The sequence below is a fragment of the Pseudomonas taetrolens genome, from assembly GCF_900475285.1.
In the GTDB taxonomy this organism is placed as follows: domain Bacteria; phylum Pseudomonadota; class Gammaproteobacteria; order Pseudomonadales; family Pseudomonadaceae; genus Aquipseudomonas; species Aquipseudomonas taetrolens.
In genome coordinates, this window is record NZ_LS483370.1 from 1,777,688 (window position 1) to 1,795,402 (window position 17,715).

Below are 17,715 nucleotides of genomic sequence, written 5' to 3' on the forward strand. Positions count from 1 at the left end.
GATCTCCCGCCAGTTCCGGCGGGAGATCAAGGCGCGCGCCTTAGCGGTTGACCAGTTTTGCGGGCAGGGCAATGACCAGCAAGCAGCTCAGAAGCAGACAGCCGGCAAAGAACCACAGGGCACCGGCGCCGCTGCCGGTAAGGTCAATGGCAATACCCATCAAGGAGTTGCTGACCAGTCCGGCAATATTGGCCAGCGAGCAGGCCAGTGCGAACCCGGTTGCTGCGGCGCGACCTTTGAGAAAGGTCGCAGGCAAGCTGAAAAACACGGGGACTGCGCCGATGATGGCGGCTGAAGCAATGGCGAACAGCACGACGGTGGCGAATACGTTGTGGATGAAGAACGGTGTACACGCCATCGCGGCTGCACCAATCAAAAAGGGCACGATAATGTGCCAGCGTCGCTCACGACGCCGATCCGAGCTGGCACCGATCATTAACATGCCGATGACGGCTGCAGCGCTGGGCAGGGCAGTGAGAATACCAATGTGGAAATTGTCAGCCACGCCGGCGTTGCGGATAAAGGTCGGCATCCAAAAAGCCATGGCATAAGCGCTCAGCAAAATCGAAAAGTCGATTCCGCCGAGTATCCAGACTTTGAGATTGAAGAATCCGTCGCGAAAGCTGTGCTTGCTGTTCTTGCCTTCTGTGTCATCCAGGCGCAGCTCGCGTTCAAGCAGCGCTTTTTCTTCAGTGTTGAGCCATTTGGCAGTGTGATGATTATTGGGTAATGCCCAAAAAGTCAGGATGCCCAGTGCCACGCTGGGGATGGCTTCGATGATGAACAGCCATTGCCAGCCGCTAAGGCCAGCCATATTGTCGAATGCGCCCATGACCCAGCCGGACAAGGGGCCGCCGATCACGCTGGAAAGCGGCATGCCGATCATGAACAGGGCAATGATGCGTCCGCGCCGGTAGGTGGGAAACCATGTGGTGAGGTAGAACAGAACGCCGGGCAGGAAACCCGCCTCGGCCGCGCCGAGCAGGAAGCGTATGACGTAGAACTGGGTCGGGGTGGTTACCAGCATGGTGCACGCCGATAGCAGGCCCCACGTGATCATGATTCGGGCGATCCAGATTTTTGCGCCGACCTTTTCCAGTGCCAGATTGCTGGGGACTTCAAACAAGATATAACCGACGAAAAACAGGCCGGCACCCAGCCCGAATGCCGTTTCGCTGAATTGCAGCTCCCCGAGCATTTGCAATTTGGCGAAGCCAATGTTGATCCTGTCCAGGTAGGACGCGAGATAACAGAAGCACAGGAACGGGATCAGCTTCCAGGTGATTTTTCGATAGAGCGCCTGAACAGGGTCAGCGGTTGCAGTTGCAACGGGTGTACCAGCATTTGCAGAGGGCATGTGTGTCTCCTGGCGGTGACTTTATGGTTGTTATGTAGCCGCGATCAGTGCTTTGGCAGGCTCTTGCAGCGGCTTCCAAAGGCAGTGTCAGAAGACTGGGCGCGCCTGGTTCAGGTCGTCGCCCAGTAATTGTCGACCAGTGCTCTGCGGCCTGGTTCTTGAGCGGAAATCCCTGTCCGCCAGTTTTTTATGCAGCGTGAGCGTGCAGCATTGTCAGGTTTGCCCTTCATTGCAGTGTGCTGTTCAGGGCGTTGAAATTGCATCATTGGCTGAAGTGGTTCATGGCCTCCTGTTTACTCACGACGTCGCCATATTTGCTGTCGATATCGAACAGATTGGCTTCGTGCGGTGCGCTGTGGCGATCGCCTACACACTCTCGCACCACGATGGTACGGAAACCGTGCTGCACGGCGTCCACCGCCGTTGCGCGGATACAGCCGCTGGTGGAGCAGCCGGCCAGCACCACGGTGTCGATGCCTTGGGCGCGCAGCAGTGAGGCCAGGCTGGTGCCGAAAAACGAGCTGGCATATTGCTTGCTGATCACGACCTCATCAGCGTTGGGCTGCAAGGGTTCGCAGAAGTCTGCCAGAGGATTGCCTTCAACCATGTCCCGCATGACCGGTGCCTTTTTTATCCAGATACCGCCGTCGGCAAAGTGTCCCGGGTGATAGCGGATGTTGGTATGCACAACCAGGATGTTCGCCTGGCGGGCACAGGCCAGCAATTCAACGCTCTGGGCCACGGCACTGACCACGCCGGGAGCGAACAGGGGAGCTCCTTCCTGGGTGTAGCCTTTCATGAAGTCAATCATGAGCAGTGCAGGCTTGTTGCCAAAGCCGATTCGTTGCCCCCAGACGCCTGCATAGTTGGCGTCGGCACTTTGTTCCTGATTCATCATTCGCTCCTATTTATAAGCGCCTGAAAGCAATGCGCCTGCACCCGGGACGATAGGTTCAAGGTCGAGGGCCTTGAGCATTGCGTAGGTGGTGGCGATGGCGGCGGTCAGCACCGGCTTTCCGGTTTGGGCTTCAACCTGAGGCACGACTTGCAGCGACTGCATTTGTACGCAGGCAGACAGCACGATCACGTCCACGCCTTCAAGATTCATGCCGTTGACAATGCCTGGCAGGTTGGCCGGATCATGCAGGGCGACTTGCAGATTGTCGGGGATTTCCAGGGCGCGCCAATCCACCACTTCAAACCCTTCTGCGCGAATGTAATCGACCACCAGCTCTGTCAGCGGCTTCATATAGGGCGCCACGATGGCGATTTTTTTTGCCCCCATGACCTTGAGGCCATCGATGAGTGCGCCGGCACTGGTAATGACCGGAGCGTTGGCATCGTTTTCGGCGGTGGCCCGGGTCAGGCGTTTCTCGGACTGGCGGTGATAGCCCAGGCCCATGGCCATGATGGCGACGAGGCAGGCATAGCCCAGCACATCGACCCTGGCATCGGACAGTTCAACAGCGCAGCGGTCAGACTCACCATCCATTGCAGCGAGCTCTTCCTTGCGTACTTGTTTCATGCGCATGCGGCTGGAGTGAAAGGTGAAGCGCTCGGGGCGGATCAACTGGCGCGCGGTGAGCATCGCCGGGATCTCGGTTTCCATGGTGGTGTTGGAACTCGGCACAATCTGGCCGATGCGATAAGGCTTGATCACGGGGGTTCTCCTTTTCAGGTCGGCGAGTGGTTGAAAAACAGATTGAATGCACCCAGAAAGCCTTCGAGGTCATCCCACGGGATCATGTGTCCCGCCTGTGCGACGCGGGCGATCTGGAGGGTCGGCAGCAGGTCCTGAATTTCGGCTTCATCGGCCTCCTGAATGACCCCGCCACGTCCGGCGACCATCAGTAATGTCGGCACCTGCAGCTTGGGAAGATCCTGGTGGAAGTCCACGTCATGGAAATCATTGAAAGCGCGGATGATGGCGGGTTCATGGCAGGTGTGCAGCCATTCGGCGCGCAACTGCAATTGCTCATCGCTCCATGTCGGGCAGAAGGTACGCATGGCTTCGATATCCATGCCGCTTTGGGCCAGGCGTATGGAGTCCACGTACCACGCCAGCTTGCTCGGATATTCGCGACGACCGGGGCCGGATACCGGGGGGTCGATCAAGACCAGGCTTTTGACGCCTGCGGGGTTTCGCGCAGTGCTGCGCACGGCAAAGCGGGCGCCCATGGAATGGCCGGCCAGGTGGTAGTCGACAAAGCCCATGGCATGGGCGAACGCACTGATGTCGTCGGCGCATGCATCGGTGCCGTAGTCGAGTTCAGGCGCGCTGCACGATAAACCGCGCCCCCGCACATCCAGTACGTAGGTGTCGAAATGCTCCCCCAACCGTTCTGCAACAAACCCCCAGGTGATCGCAGGGCTGGTGATGCCGGGGATCAGCAGCAAGACCGGTTTGCGGCCGTTGTCCTGGCCGCCATAGCGCAGATAATGCTGACGGATGCCGTTGGCCTGGACGTTTCCTCCATGTATGAACGTACTCATGCCAGGGCTTCCGTTTCGAGTGAATGGCTATAGATGTCGTAGCCGTACACCCAGGCCGGATCTTCCTGGGTCCGCAGCCACGTGTTGGCATTCGAGACGGCCTGTACCCGCGAAGCGCGATCCTTGCGGTTGGCCTCATACAACTGGAAAGCGGTCTGGTAGTCAGTCAGCCCGGTTTCTTGCAGGCAGCGGGTCAACATGGCGGCATCTTCAATCGCCATGCCTGCGCCTTGGGCCATGTGTGGCTTCATGGGATGGCAGGCATCGCCGAGCAATACCATGCGCCCACGGCTCCAAAGCGGCAGTGGGTTACGGTTGAGCAGAGGCCACTTGGTCACGCTCTCGCTGGATTCAATCAAGGCCTGAACGGTGGGGTGGTAACCCTTGAATGCCTCGGACATTTCTTCACGGCTGCTGTCGATAAAGCTGCCCTGGAAATCCCAGGCCGGGTGGGGTACGCCGGTTACGTAGTAGTACTCATCACGCTTGGCGGTGGTGTGATAAACCATCATATGGCGATCCTCGCTCCACCACTTCACGCAGTTTTCGAAGTCGAAGTTGTACTTGGCCAGCGCTTCACCGCGGATCAGTGCGCGGTGGGCGACCCATCCGCTGTAAAGCGGCTTTTCTGCACCGAGCAGTTCTTCGCGGATTTTGGAGTTGATGCCATCAGCGCCAATCACAATATCGGCCTCGGTACTGGTGCCATCGTTGAAATGCAGGCGCACCAGATTTTCGGTCTCTTCAATCCGTATCAGGCACTTATTGAAGTGCATGGTCCCTGCTGCAATGGTCGACATTTGCAGTGCATGCAGGTCTGCGCGGTGAACGGTGATATAGGCCGCGCCGTATTCTTTGCGCGCGTGTTCACCCAGAGGGATCCGGGACAAATAGTCACCACTGGCGCCGTCTCGGCTGAACCAGAAGTCCGGGTGTGAGCCCATATCGCTCAATTGCTGCTCGATACCCATGCGGCGGAAAATTTTCATGATGTTGGGGCCCATGTGAATTCCCGCGCCGATGCGGGAGAACTCGGGGGCCTGCTCATAAACGTCAACCTGGAATCCTGCCTTCTGGAGCAATGTTGCCGCCGCAGCGCCTCCCAGGCCTGCGCCGACAATGGCGATTTTTTGTGTGTTTCGCATGCAGTGTTCCTTTTTTCTTCTTGAGGTGGCTGGAAAGCACATGGGGTTCATGAGCGATTATTTGTAGTGTATACGCTATTGTTTTTGTCGATGTACATACCTTCCTGAAAATAAAATTAATCCACAGTCGAGGTTTTTTTCAGGTTGCACCCGGTATTTGCTGGTTTTTTTTCGATGTGTTACGTTTCTTCTCATTTTTATAAAATCTATAAAAATATTGGAGGCTTACCAATAACTAGCGTATACGCTTTAAATTAGAATCATGAAACGCCGCTGTCCTTCTGGATCGAAAGGCGGGCGTGTCATTCACTCAGCACATCAATTGAGAGGAACAGAAAATGCCGGTGAGCGACTGCGAGTTGACTCAGATGTTTGAGCACGTGTTGAAATTGTCGAAAGTCGACGCGACCCAAAGCGTTGCCGTGTTGAAAAGTCATTACTCGGACCCGCGTACCGTGCGGGCGGCCATGGATGCGGCACAGCGGCTCGGGGCCAAGGTGTATGCCGTCGAGTTGCCGTCGTTCAATCACCCGATGGCGATGGGCAATGACATGACGGCTTACTGTGGGGATACCGCGCTGACGGGCAATATTGCGGCGCAGCGGGCGCTGGAAGCGGCAGATCTGGTGGTCGATACCATGATGTTGTTGCACTCCCCGGAACAGGAACAGATTCTCAAGACCGGTACCCGTATCTTGTTGGCTGTCGAACCACCGGAAGTGCTGGCGCGGATGCTGCCAACGCTGGCGGACAAAGAGCGCGTGATGGCCGCTGAAAAACTCCTCAAACAAGCGCGCTCCATTCATGTCAGATCAAAGGCGGGCAGTGATTTCAGGGCTGCGCTGGGGCAGTATCCCGCAGTGACCGAATATGGTTTTGCCGATGAACCGGGGCGCTGGGATCACTGGCCCAGCGGTTTTCTGTTCAGCTGGCCGAATGAAGAAACCGCGCAAGGAGTGCTGGTGATCGATGTGGGGGACATCGTGCTGCCGTTCAAAAATTATTCGCGAGAGCAGATCACCCTGGAAATCGACAAGGGCTTCATCACATCGATTCACGGCGGTTTCGAGGCCGAATACCTGCGCGATTACCTGAAGTATTTCAATGACCCCGAGGTCTACGGTATCTCTCACATCGGTTGGGGGTTGCAGCCGCGTGCACAGTGGACCGCGATGGGCTTGCATGACAAAAACGACGGCATGTGCATGGATGCGCGGGCGTTTTACGGCAACTTCCTATTTTCGACCGGGCCCAATACCGAGGTGGGAGGGACACGTAAAACGCCATGCCATCTGGATATCCCGTTGCGCCACTGCGATATCTACCTCGATGACCAGGCGGTGGTGGCCGCAGGCGTAGTCGTGGCCCCGCAAGGTTCTATTGCTTCGTGAGACACCGCGCAGCCCGGGTGCCTTGTTTTACTCGGCCCCGGCTGCGAACGCAGACCTTTTGCGTACGAGGTTTACCTTGATGGCATTCTGGCAGTTAAGGTAGTTGCCGTTTACACCTGGAATTGCCCTTTTAACCCTTTTTGATCGATAGAGGCTGCAGTGTCGGATACGACAGACCAAACCCCGGACAGTACCGTTGCATATGACTTTTCCGAGCAGGTGGGCCATTTGTTGCGCAAGGCTTACCAGCGCAATATGGCCATTTTTCAGCAGAACATCGGGGACTCGCAATTGACTGCCGTCCAGTTCATCACCCTGTGCGCGGTGCATGATCACGGTCCCAGTTCCTTGAGTGAATTGATCAAGGCCACGGCCGTTGATCAGGCAACGATTCGCGGCATTGTTGAGCGCTTGCAAGGACGTGGCCTGATTACGCTGGAACCCGCCGCCCATGACCGGCGCAAGGTCATCGTAAGCCTGACTGAAGCCGGTCAGCAGTTGGTGCGTGATACCCAGCCCAGCGCCGCCCGGGTGAGTGAGCTGACGTTAGGCAAGCTCAATCCTGCCGAGCGCGTGGCGATACTTTATTTGCTGCGCAAAATGGTGGATGAAAGCAGCGACTGAGTTTTCTTGCAGGCCTTGGCATTATTCTTGCTCCTTTTTGGTTAAGTAGTCACTTCATCAAAAAAAGGGTGCCAGAGGTAACGCCGAGCGCTGGATAGATTTTTGTCCTTTAACGCCTGCACCTTTTACGTGCACTGCGCTTGCGTGCCCACGCTTGACCTGCGCGGCGACTTGTTTTGCCCTTTTCATGAAGTGATTACTTAATAAGATCCGCTTTAAAACAGTGCGGACGATGCCACCTGGGGAAGCGGGACATGAGTGATCAAACGCTGGCACCGACTACGACGGTAACACTGCAGGTGAACGGGCAGGGCATAGAGGTCACTGCAATGGCTGATACGCCGTTGCTGTTGATTCTGCGTAACGATTTACAGCTTAACGGCCCCAAATACGGGTGCGGCCTGGGTGAATGCGGTGCGTGTACCGTGATCATTGACGGAGTGGCTGCCCGATCTTGTGTGTTTCCGCTGGCCGGGGCTGAGGGGCGTGAAATCACCACCCTCGAAGGCCTTGGTACGCGGGCTGCCCCGCACCTTGTGCAGCAGGCGTTCATTGATGAGCAGGCGGCGCAATGCGGCTACTGCATGAACGGAATGATCATGACTGCCAAGGCTTTGCTCGACCGTAACCCGCACCCCAGCGAGGCGCAGGTACGAAACGAGTTGTCTGCCAACCTTTGCCGCTGTGGCACCCATGTCGAAATTATTCGTGCGGTCATGCTTGCCGCTTGCCGAAAGCCTTGAACGGATTGATGACTATGTCCCTTACCACGCTCACCCGTGATCAGTTGCTGGCCAAGTCCGGCGTTTTGTTGGTGGTTGATGAGATTCAGCCACCCCCCGGGCTGGTGCCCAAAGGCGGGGTCCCGGTGTTCAAACCCAAGGAATTGGGGCTGTTTATTGCTGTGAACGATGATGGTCTGGTGTATGCATTTAACGGTCATGTGGATCTCGGGACCGGTATCAGAACCTCGTTAGCGCAAATCGTTGCGGAAGAACTGGATTTGACCCTGGATCAGGTTTGCATGGTGCTGGGGGACACCGCCAGTGCGCCTAACCAGGGCGCCACCATTGCCAGTGCGACCATTCAGATCACGGCGATTCCTTTGCGCAATGCGGCGGCCGAAGCGCGGCGTTTCCTCCTGGCAAGGGCTGGTGCGCAGTTCGGTGTCGAGGTTCACACCCTGGTGATAGAGGATGGGGTGGTCAAGAGTGACGATGGCCGCCAGTTGACATTCGCTCAACTGGTCGAGGGTGAACACTTCGAGATCGGTATCGCCGGCGATGCTCCGCTCAAACGACCGGAAGATTACCAGCGGGTAGGCAAGGACTCGGCCCGGGTCGATATTCCTGGCAAAGCCACCGGCGAACTGACCTATGTGCACGATATGCGCGTACCGGGCATGTTGCATGGCCGTGTCATTCGCCCGCCTTACGCTGGACTTGATAGCGGTGATTTTGTTGGCAATAGCCTGCTGCAGGTGGATGAGTCCTCGATTGCTCACATCCCGGGCATCGTCAAGGTCGTGGTGATCCGCGACTTTGTGGGCGTGGTTGCGATGCGTGAAGAGCAGGCAGTAAAAGCCGCTCAAGCGCTGAAAGTCACTTGGAAGGACTGGAATTTCAAGCTGCCGGACATGAACGATGTCGAGCAGGCAATCCGTGCCAACCCGCGGGTCCAGAGGGTCGTGCTGGACAAGGGGAATGTGGAACAGGCGCTGGAGCAGGCCAGCGAGCAGATGAACCGTACTTATCTGTGGCCCTATCAAATCCATGGCTCCATTGGTCCGTCCTGTGGCCTGGCGGATTATCAGGGCGACCACATACGTGTGTGGTCCGGTACGCAAAACCCGCATTTATTGCGCGCTGACCTGGCTTGGTTGCTGGAGTATCCCGAAGAGCGCATTGAAGTGATCCGCATGGAGGCTGCGGGTTGCTATGGGCGCAATTGTGCCGATGACGTGTGCGCGGATGCACTGTTGCTGTCCCGTGCCGTGGGGGTTGCGGTAAGGGTGCAGCTGACCCGTGAGCAGGAGCATGTCTGGGAGCCCAAAGGCTCGGCACAATTGATGGAAGTGAGCGGCGGGCTCAATGCCGATGGCGCGGTGGCGGGCTATGACTTTCAGACCAGCTATCCGTCCAATGGCGCGCCGACCCTGGCCCTGTTGCTGACAGGGCGGGTGGAGCCGGTGGCGGCAATGTTCGAGATGGGAGATCGCACCTCGATCCCGCCGTACGATTTCGAACACATGCGCGTAACCATCAATGACATGGCGCCCATCGTTCGGGCTTCATGGATGCGGGGTGTCTCTGCACTGCCCAATACCTTTGCGCATGAGTCGTATATTGATGAATTGGCTTTTGCCGCGAAAGTCGATCCGGTCGAGTATCGCTTGCGTTATCTGAATGACGAGCGCGCTTCGGAGTTGGTGCGGGCCACTGCGGCCCGTGCGCAATGGGTGGCGCGCACCGAGCCCATGCAGATACCTGAGCAGGATAATGTGCTGCGTGGCCGTGGTTTCGCCTATGCCCGTTATATCCACAGCAAGTTTCCGGGCTTCGGTGCCGCATGGGCGGCATGGGTGGCGGATGTTGCGGTTGATAAACTCAGTGGCGAGGTGTCGGTGACACGCGTCGTGATCGGGCATGACGCGGGGATGATGATCAATCCGGCAGGCGTGAAGCATCAGATCCATGGCAATGTGATCCAGGCTACCAGCCGTGTGCTCAAGGAGCGGGTGACGTTCGAAGAGTCGACGGTGGCCAGCAAGGAGTGGGGTGCTTATCCCATCCTGACGTTCAAGCAGGTGCCGAAAATCGACGTGCTGATGATGCCGCGTCAGCACGAGCCACCCATGGGGGCCGGCGAGTCGGCGGGTGTGCCGAGTGCGGCAGCCATTGCCAACGCAATCTACGATGCCACCGGCATCCGCTTCAGGGAGTTGCCGATTACTCCGGAGCGGGTACTGGCTGCACTCAAACAATCGCCAAACGAAGCGGGTGTGACTCCCGAGCCTGACGAGGCGCCGAAGCCCAGGCGCTCGAAGTGGTTGTTTGGGTCACTGTTGGCCGGGTTCGGCGCGTTGGCGGGCATTGCTGTCACGGCGTTGCCCTGGCGCGCAGAGATTGCCCCTATCACGCCTCCTTTGGCGGGCACCTGGTCTGCGGCGACGCTCGAACGTGGTCGATTATTGGCGGCGGTGGGCGATTGCGCCGTCTGCCATACCGCCCCGGGCGGCGTGACCAACGCGGGGGGGTTGGCGATGCAGACCCCTTTTGGCAAGTTGTACAGCACCAACATCACGCCTGACCCGGAAACCGGCATCGGCAAGTGGTCCTACACGGCGTTCGAGCGCGCCATGCGCGAGGGCATAAGCCGCGACGGTAAGCATTTGTACCCGGCATTCCCTTACACCGCCTTCAGGAACATTGATGATGCCGACATGCAGGCGTTGTATGCCTACCTGATGTCTCAGGCGCCGGTCTCCCAGCCGGCCCAAAACAACGAGATGCAGTTCCCTTTCAATAAGCGACCGTTGATGGCCGGCTGGAATGCACTGTTCCTGCGTCAAGGTGAAATCAAGCCGCAACCGCAACGCAGTCCGCAATGGAATCGAGGTTCGTATCTGGTCAATGGCCTGGGGCACTGCGCGGCGTGCCACTCGCCGCGGAATCTGATGGGGGCGGAAAAGGGAGGTCAGTCATTTTTGGCCGGCGGCATGGTCGATGGCTGGGAGGCGCCGGCACTCAACGGTTTGTCCAAAGCCCCGACACCCTGGACTGAAGACCAATTGTTTACCTACCTCAGTACGGGCTACTCCGACGCTCATGGCGTGGCGGCGGGGCCTATGGGGCCGGTGGTCAGCGAGCTGGCAAAGCTGCCCGAATCTGACCGGCGTGCAATGGCGGTGTATCTCGCCTCACTCAAGGGCGAGGCTGCGGCCGAGTCCGCCGCAACCCTGCAGGCCAGCGAGCAGGCGAGTGCATCCACGGTTTCATTGGGCAATGGCCGGCGTGTTTTCGAGGGCGCTTGTCAGGGCTGTCACGCCGATGGCCTGGGCCCAGAACTGTTCGGCGTGAGTCCATCGCTGGCGAGCAATAGCAATGTCCACAGTGCACTGCCCGACAACTTGATAAAAGTCATTTTGCAGGGCATTACGACCCCGGCGACGGCAGACCTGGGCTACATGCCCGGATTCAAGGACAGCTTGTCGGATCGGCAAATCAGCGAATTGGCGGCTTATTTACGCAACCGCTTTGCCCCGGCGGAACCTGCCTGGCAGGGCTTGCAGCAACGGGTTGTGCACTTGCGCGCCAACCCTGGAACTCATTGATGCTCGGTGGTGGCCGGCAGCGTCATGACTCCGCGAACCACCTGATCGCTGATAAAGGTCAGCCAGTCTTGTCGCTGGTCAGGATGGGCAAGGTCCTGGCCGAGAAATGAGGTGAGGGTGTGCAGGTTCGAGTTATAGAAGTAGCACAGCGAAGCGATCATCAAGTAAACGTGATTGGTGTCGACGTCCTGGCGAAAAATACCCTGTTGCTGGCCGGCCTCGATGATCGGTCGGATCACGCCTACGGTGGTCGTGGACAGGCGTCCAAGCTCGCGGGATTGCTGGGCATGCTTGCCTTTGTGCAGGTTCTCGATCGTCAGGATGGCCACGAACTCAGGGTGGTGCACGTAGTAGTTCCAGAAAAAGGCTACCTGTTCGCGCAAGGCCTCGATTGGTTTGGACAGATCGGGGCGCAGGGTGCTTTCGGCTTGGTTGAAGGCATCGTAAATGTGCTCAAGCACATGGACGAACAGGTTCTCCTTGCTGGAGAAGTAGTAATAGATCATCCGGTCGTTGGATTCGGCTTCTTTGGATATTTGCTCGATCCGTCCGCCGGCATAACCGTTGCGGGCGAATACCGCCACTGCCGCTTTGAGAATGCGAGCTTTGGTTTGATCGGCTTGATGAGCTCTGATCCCGGTTTTCTTGTTCAAGCGTATGTCCTTCATGCTGACCTGACCCAGGGCCATGCCTTATCCGGCGCCACTGCGCCTGTGCAGGCGATGGTACGACAATTGACTGATTAAAGTGCGGAGCTGGCGTTATGTCTGATTTGTTTTGCTTGCTGGATGCAATGGACAGCGCTGACAAGGCTGGCACCCATGCCGTACTGGCGACGGTGATCAAGGTGGAAGGTTCTGCGTATCGGCGCCCGGGCGCCCGGATGTTGATACCGAGTGGCGGCCAGGCGGTGGGGACGGTCAGCGGTGGCTGCCTGGAACAGGAGTTGGTCAGGAAAGCCTGGTGGCTGACGGAGTCGGGCCAGGCGGTCATTCGTAGTTACAGTACCGCGGCGCGGGACGATGACGAATCTGAGGATGGCGGTGCCGGACTGGCATTTGGTTTGGGCTGTAATGGCACGGTGCATGTGCTTCTTGAGCGGCGTGAGGCCGGGCAACCCACACTGCTGGACGCTCTATTGCAGCGTGTGCGTGCCACCGGCCGACCTGCCGCGCTGGCGACCGTGCTGTCGGCAGGCGCGAGCCCGGGTCTGAAGATAGGTGCCCGAGTGGGGGTGGCGGACGGCATTCAAACGAGCGAGGGGGTTCATGACGAGGCCTTCCAGAGATGGGTTCAAGCGGATCTGCTCAGGACACTTGAGCGCAGGACGTCTTCACGGATGGTTTATGAGCTGGGTGCCGTGGCCGTCGAGGTATTTCTTGAATACATAGCCCCACAACGTCGACTGGTGATTTTTGGGGCCGGCAATGATGCTCAGCCATTGGTGCGTTTTGCCAAGGCGCTGAACTGGCATGTTCAGGTGTTTGACGGTCGTGTGCATTTTGCCCGGCCTGAGCGTTTTCCCGAGGCGGACCATGTCGCGAGGATGTCTATTGAGCAGCCTGTCGATTTGTCGCCGGTGGTTGATGGGGCAGCGGTGGTGGTCATGACTCACAGTTATCGTCAGGACCGTTACTGGCTCAAAAACGTCCTGGAGTGCGCGCCACTCTATATCGGGCAGTTAGGGCCGAAAGAGCGCAGTGAGCGGCTTTTTGATGAACTGGACATCTGTCCGGCGACTGGCGGGCCAAGGTCGCGCGTTCACTATCCCATGGGCCTGGATCTGGGAGGCGATACCCCTGAAGTGGTCGCTTTGGCCATTGTCAGTGAAATCGCGGCCTGTTTTAACCAGCGTCAGGGCGGGATGCTGAAGGGCCGTAACAGCACCATTCATGACGTGACGCCAGGATGCCGCACGGTCGTGTGCGAACCGGATGTCTGCCGATGAAGATTAACCCCAGATCGATGCCTTCTTGATACGCCTGAAAATCCCGGGCAGGTCTATAATCGCCGCACATTTATTTCCCGCCCACAGACTGTCGAGACTTTCATGACTATCTCTCTGTACGCTGCTTCCATTCCCGTGTTCAAACAAATGCTCAACGCCATGAGCGGTGTCCTGACCAAGGCTGAAGCGCATGCTACGGCCAAGAACATCGACCCGAGTGTGTTCCTGCAGGCGCGTCTGGCGCCGGACATGTTCCCGCTGGTGCGTCAGGTGCAAATCGCGGTTGATTTTGCCAAGGGCGTTTCGGGCCGTCTGGCTGAAATCGAATTGCCGAAGTACGACGAAAGCGAAACCACATTTGCTGACCTGCAAGCGCTGATCAGCAAGGTGCTGGCCTTTGTTGACACCATCAAGCCCGAGCAGGTCGATGGCAAGGAAGGGATTGAAATCGTGACCCGTCCAGGGACGCCCAAAGAAAAACGCTTCAGTGGCCAGTCTTACCTGCTGACCTACGGTCTGCCGCAGTTCTTCTTCCACGTCACGACCACTTACGCGATCCTGCGCCACAATGGCGTTGAAGTCGGCAAGCGCGATTACATGGGTGCGTTCTGACTGAGTGAGCATGGGCGCTGAGTAGCGCCCTGCCAGCGGTTCAGGAGTCGCCCTTGCGGGCGCTCCTGGATACGCCCTGATTCAGGCGGTCTGGTCTTCTTTGGCCAGGCAGGCCGCAGCGGTAAACAACACGTCGGTGGAGGAGTTGAGTGCGGTTTCGGCAGAATCCTGCAGGATGCCGATGATGAAGCCCACTGCCACCACTTGCATGGCAATTTCGCTCGGGATGCCGAACAGGCTGCACGCCAGCGGAATCAGCAGCAACGACCCTCCCGCCACCCCGGAAGCACCGCAGGCACACACCGCTGCCACCACGCTCAGCAGGAATGCAGTGGGCAGATCGACCTGAATCCCCAAGGTGTGCACCGCGGCCAGTGTCAGCACGGTAATGGTGATCGCCGCACCGGCCATGTTGATCGTGGCGCCCAGCGGAATCGATACCGAGTAAGTATCTTCATGCAGGCCCAGGCGCTCGCTCAACGCCATGTTCACGGGGATGTTGGCCGCCGAACTGCGGGTGAAAAATGCCGTGATGCCACTTTCGCGCAGGCACAGGAACACCAGCGGATACGGATTGCGCCGCAGTTTCCAGAAAACGATCAGGGGATTGACCACCAGTGCTACGAACAGCATGCAGCCAATCAGCACTGCGAGCAGGTGCAGGTAGCCCAGCAGCGCGCTGAAGCCGGCGGTGGCGAGTGTAGAGGCTACCAGGCCGAAAATGCCCAGCGGGGCAAAGCGGATCACCACGCGGACGATCACGGTCACGCCGTTCGACAGGTCGTTAAGCACCGTGCGGGTGGTGTCGCCGGCATGGCGAATGGCGATGCCCATGCCGATGGCCCACGCCAGAATGCCGATAAAGTTGGCATTCATCAGGGCGCTGACCGGGTTGTCGACCACGCTCAGCAGCAGGCTTTGCAGGACTTCGCTGATGCCGCCGGGGGCTGACACCGGAATGTCCTGCGTGACCAGTACCAGAGAGGACGGAAATGCCATGCTGGCAACCACGGCCACAGCCGCTGCCGCAAAGGTGCCGAACAGGTAGAGCACCAGGATCGGGCGGATGTGGGTTTCTTGTCCGTGCTTGTGGTTGGCGATGGAGGCCATGACCAGGACAAACACCAGAATCGGGGCCACGGCCTTCAAGGCGCTGACGAACAGTTTGCCAATGAAGGCCACGGAAAGTGCCCCGGCAGGCGCGAGCCAGGCCAGCAGAATCCCGGCAATCAGTCCGATGACAATCTGGGTCACCAGGCTGGTGTGTTTTAGCCTGTAAAACAGGGAAGGGGGAGTGTCGGTCATAAAGGCGTCTCTAGTTGTTTTGGGTGGCGCATACGAAAACGTGTGGCCGGTCAGCAACAAGTGGGCAGGCTGATCGACGAGAACCAGTAAGCATAAACGTTTTGTTTAAGGTAGATGCAGCGGCCGAGTTTAGTCGTGCGTGCCGGGCACGTCTGTCTGACCAAGCTCATGGCGGGCGGCGGACTTTATCATAGAGATGCAGGATGATTCCCGGGTAAGGGGCAATCTGCCACACCCGTTGTGTATCCACAGCCCGGTAACCGATCCCTGCTGGGTACTCATTCTGTTACTATTTGCCATCCTCATATTTCTTCAAGTCAGTGGGCCTTTTGGTCGTCACTGGCGTCGCTGTTTCTGGAGTTATTCATGCTGTTGCCCATCCTGCTGCTGTCTGCGGCCGGTTTTACCGTGCTTACGACCGAGTTCATTATTGTCGGGCTGCTGCCTGCGATTGCCCGGGACCTTGACGTGAGCGTGCCTCAGGCCGGGTTGCTGGTCACGCTGTTCGCCTTCACGGTGGCAGCCTTGGGGCCGTTCTTGACTGCCTACTTTGCGCGGTTCGAGCGCAAGCGCCTGTTTATTGTCATTTTGTTGATGTTCGCCTTTGCCAATACTGTGGCCGCGCTGGCGCCCAACATCTGGGTGATGGGTTTTGCGCGTTTGTTGCCAGCGTTGGGTTTGCCGGTGTTCTGGGCGCTGGCCAGTGAAACGGCAGTGGGTATCGCAGGACCTGAATACGCCGGCCGGGCGATTGCCAAGATAGGCTTTGGCATCGTCTGTGCGACGGTGTTCGGTATCCCTGTCGGTACGCTGATCTCGGATGCGTGGGGCTGGCGCAGTGCGTTCGGTATTCTGGCGGTGGTGGCGCTGGCCAAGGCCGCGCTGTTGTGGGTGTATCTGCCGGCGATCCGGGTGGTCAATGAGCAGTCCAGCCTGAGTTCACAATTTGTCATGCTGCGCAGCCCGCTGGTCATTGGCCATATCCTGCTCTCGGTGCTGGTGTTTAGCGGCATGTTTACCGCCTACACCTATCTGGCCGACATACTCGAGCGGTTGGCTGGATTCGATGGCACGGTGGTCGGTTGGTGCCTCATGGGCTTTGGCGCGGTGGGGTTGGTTGGCAATTCGTTGGGCGGACGCATGGTCGATCGCCATCCGCTGATTGCCTCGATCGTGTTCTGTGCCTTTATGATCGGCGGCCTGCTGGCGCTGGTACCGAGCATCCATTCCACTTTGGGTCTGGCGGCGGCGATGGGGGTTTGGGGCGTGACCCAGGCGGCCATGTTCCTGATCAGCCATGTGCGGTTGATGAAAGTCGCGGCCCATGCGCCTGCGTTCGGTGCCTCGTTGAACATTGCCGGCGGCAATCTGGGCATTGGCCTGGGGGCAATGATCGGTGGACGAGTGATCGACAACTACGGCCTGGGCAGTCTCGGGCTGGCGGCGGCCGGGTTGATCCTGCTGTCGATCGTGCTCGCACTGTGGTTGATGAAGTGCAAGCCCGTGTCGCCCGTGATCAACTGCCCGGACCGGTAAACAACTCGCGCCGGGCACTCTCGGTGATGGCCACGATGCCGGGGTGACGGATCTTGCGCTCAACGGTAATGGCGTAAAAGGATTCGGTGACTGCTTCAGTGTGTCCGATCAGCTCTACGTCGAACTGGCGCATCACTTCCTGGGCAATCACGCTGGGTGCGATAAAAACCCCGATTCCGGATTGGCCAAAAGCCTGCATCAGGGCGCTGTCATCGAACTCGCCAACAATTCGCGGCTGTATTTGCTGCTCGGCCAGCCAGCGTAGCAGGCGACTGCGAAGCACGGTTTCGGGGCCGGGGATCAGCAGCGGGGCACCTTGCAGGCACTGCGGGAAGTTCTCGGCATAGTCTTTGGCCAGGCTGCGGGCGGCAAAAAAACTGATGCCGCACTCGCCGAGCTTCTGGCTGAAACCCTTGATGTCCAGGTGAGAGGGCATCGGGCTGTCGGAAATCACCAGGTCAAGGCGCTGGATGGCCAGGTCTGCCAGCAACCGGTCCAGCTTGTCTTCGCGGCAGGTGATGCGGATCGGTTCATCAAGCTCCATGGTCGGGGCGATCAGGCGATAGACAATCGATTTGGGCACCACGTCGGCAACCCCGACCTTGAACAGCACCTGCTGTTCTTTGGGGGACATGCGCAGCATGCTCTCCAGTTCGCTGCCGACCTGGAAAATCTGTTCGGCATAGGGCAAGACCTGGCGCCCGGTTTCGGTCAGTTCCAGTTGCCGGCCGACGCGACGAAACAACGGCAGGCCATAGGTTTGTTCCAGCAGGCTGATTTGCCCGCTGATGGTCTGTGGCGTGAGATTCAATTGCTCGCAGGCGCGGACAATGCTGCCTGTTTTGGCCACGACCCAGAAGTAGTGGAGTTGGCGGTAATTAAGCATTGGGCGCTTTCCACTTCGTAAAAACCGAAGTATAACCCTTGAAAATACGAATTTTACTGAAGTGTTGGAGTCTTTAGAATCCCGC

15 protein-coding genes are annotated in these 17,715 nt (G+C 58.3%); 7 read left to right on the forward strand and 8 right to left on the reverse strand.

Features of this window, described 5'->3' with window-relative positions:
- Positions 1-40: 40 nt before the first annotated feature.
- From DQN55_RS08325 to DQN55_RS08345, 5 genes are all read right to left on the reverse strand, one after another.
- The gene (locus DQN55_RS08325) at positions 41-1,357 is read right to left on the reverse strand and encodes an MFS transporter (protein WP_048383259.1); all 1,317 of its coding nucleotides are present in this window, start codon (positions 1,355-1,357) and stop codon (positions 41-43) included.
- Positions 1,358-1,619: 262 nt separating this feature from the next.
- On the reverse strand, positions 1,620-2,252 hold the full coding sequence (locus DQN55_RS08330) for an N-carbamoylsarcosine amidohydrolase (RefSeq protein WP_048383260.1): 633 nt from the start codon (positions 2,250-2,252) through the stop codon (positions 1,620-1,622).
- Between the two features lie 9 nt (positions 2,253-2,261).
- The gene (locus tag DQN55_RS08335; protein ID WP_048383261.1) at positions 2,262-3,017 is read right to left on the reverse strand and encodes a maleate cis-trans isomerase family protein; all 756 of its coding nucleotides are present in this window, start codon (positions 3,015-3,017) and stop codon (positions 2,262-2,264) included.
- A gap of 14 nt (positions 3,018-3,031) precedes the next feature.
- Complete coding sequence (locus DQN55_RS08340) at positions 3,032-3,850, reverse strand: alpha/beta fold hydrolase (protein WP_048383262.1); 819 nt, start codon at positions 3,848-3,850, stop codon at positions 3,032-3,034.
- Positions 3,847-4,995, reverse strand: a complete 1,149-nt coding sequence (locus tag DQN55_RS08345; protein WP_048383263.1) for an FAD-dependent monooxygenase — start codon at positions 4,993-4,995, stop codon at positions 3,847-3,849. Before DQN55_RS08345 ends, DQN55_RS08340 begins: the two co-directional genes overlap by 4 nt.
- 338 nt (positions 4,996-5,333) lie before the next feature.
- On the opposite strand from DQN55_RS08345, the gene DQN55_RS08350 reads away from it, so the two are divergent.
- The 4 genes from DQN55_RS08350 to DQN55_RS08365 all read left to right on the forward strand — a co-directional run bounded on the left by DQN55_RS08350 (position 5,334) and on the right by DQN55_RS08365 (position 11,343).
- On the forward strand, positions 5,334-6,386 hold the full coding sequence (locus DQN55_RS08350; protein WP_048383264.1) for a 2,5-dihydroxypyridine 5,6-dioxygenase: 1,053 nt from the start codon (positions 5,334-5,336) through the stop codon (positions 6,384-6,386).
- A gap of 159 nt (positions 6,387-6,545) precedes the next feature.
- Positions 6,546-7,010, forward strand: a complete 465-nt coding sequence (locus tag DQN55_RS08355) for a MarR family winged helix-turn-helix transcriptional regulator (protein ID WP_048383265.1) — start codon at positions 6,546-6,548, stop codon at positions 7,008-7,010.
- Positions 7,011-7,264: 254 nt separating this feature from the next.
- Positions 7,265-7,753, forward strand: coding sequence for a (2Fe-2S)-binding protein (locus tag DQN55_RS08360; protein ID WP_048383266.1), 489 nt, complete (start codon positions 7,265-7,267; stop codon positions 7,751-7,753).
- Positions 7,754-7,767: 14 nt separating this feature from the next.
- A complete protein-coding gene (locus tag DQN55_RS08365; protein WP_048383267.1) occupies positions 7,768-11,343 on the forward strand; it encodes a molybdopterin cofactor-binding domain-containing protein in 3,576 nt (1,191 codons plus the stop codon).
- On the opposite strand, the gene DQN55_RS08370 is transcribed toward DQN55_RS08365, so the two are convergent.
- Positions 11,337-12,032 (reverse strand): TetR/AcrR family transcriptional regulator, encoded by a 696-nt coding sequence (locus tag DQN55_RS08370; protein WP_231995661.1) that lies wholly within the window; start codon positions 12,030-12,032, stop codon positions 11,337-11,339. The genes DQN55_RS08365 and DQN55_RS08370 overlap by 7 nt on opposite strands.
- 74 nt (positions 12,033-12,106) lie before the next feature.
- Between DQN55_RS08370 and DQN55_RS08375 the strand changes: the two genes are divergently transcribed.
- Positions 12,107-13,291: an XdhC family protein gene (locus DQN55_RS08375; RefSeq protein WP_048383268.1), complete on the forward strand. Its 1,185-nt coding sequence runs from the start codon at positions 12,107-12,109 to the stop codon at positions 13,289-13,291.
- 102 nt (positions 13,292-13,393) lie between these two features.
- Positions 13,394-13,903: a DUF1993 domain-containing protein gene (locus DQN55_RS08380; RefSeq protein WP_048383269.1), complete on the forward strand. Its 510-nt coding sequence runs from the start codon at positions 13,394-13,396 to the stop codon at positions 13,901-13,903.
- A gap of 81 nt (positions 13,904-13,984) precedes the next feature.
- On the opposite strand, the gene sstT is transcribed toward DQN55_RS08380, so the two are convergent.
- Positions 13,985-15,208 (reverse strand): serine/threonine transporter SstT, encoded by a 1,224-nt coding sequence (gene sstT, locus DQN55_RS08385; protein ID WP_048383270.1) that lies wholly within the window; start codon positions 15,206-15,208, stop codon positions 13,985-13,987.
- 366 nt (positions 15,209-15,574) lie between these two features.
- Between sstT and DQN55_RS08390 the strand changes: the two genes are divergently transcribed.
- Positions 15,575-16,744: an MFS transporter gene (locus tag DQN55_RS08390; protein ID WP_048383271.1), complete on the forward strand. Its 1,170-nt coding sequence runs from the start codon at positions 15,575-15,577 to the stop codon at positions 16,742-16,744.
- Here DQN55_RS08390 and nhaR read toward each other — a convergent pair.
- Complete coding sequence (nhaR, locus tag DQN55_RS08395) at positions 16,725-17,630, reverse strand: transcriptional activator NhaR (protein ID WP_048383272.1); 906 nt, start codon at positions 17,628-17,630, stop codon at positions 16,725-16,727. The two genes, DQN55_RS08390 and nhaR, sit on opposite strands and share 20 nt — an antisense overlap.
- Positions 17,631-17,715 lie beyond the last annotated feature (85 nt).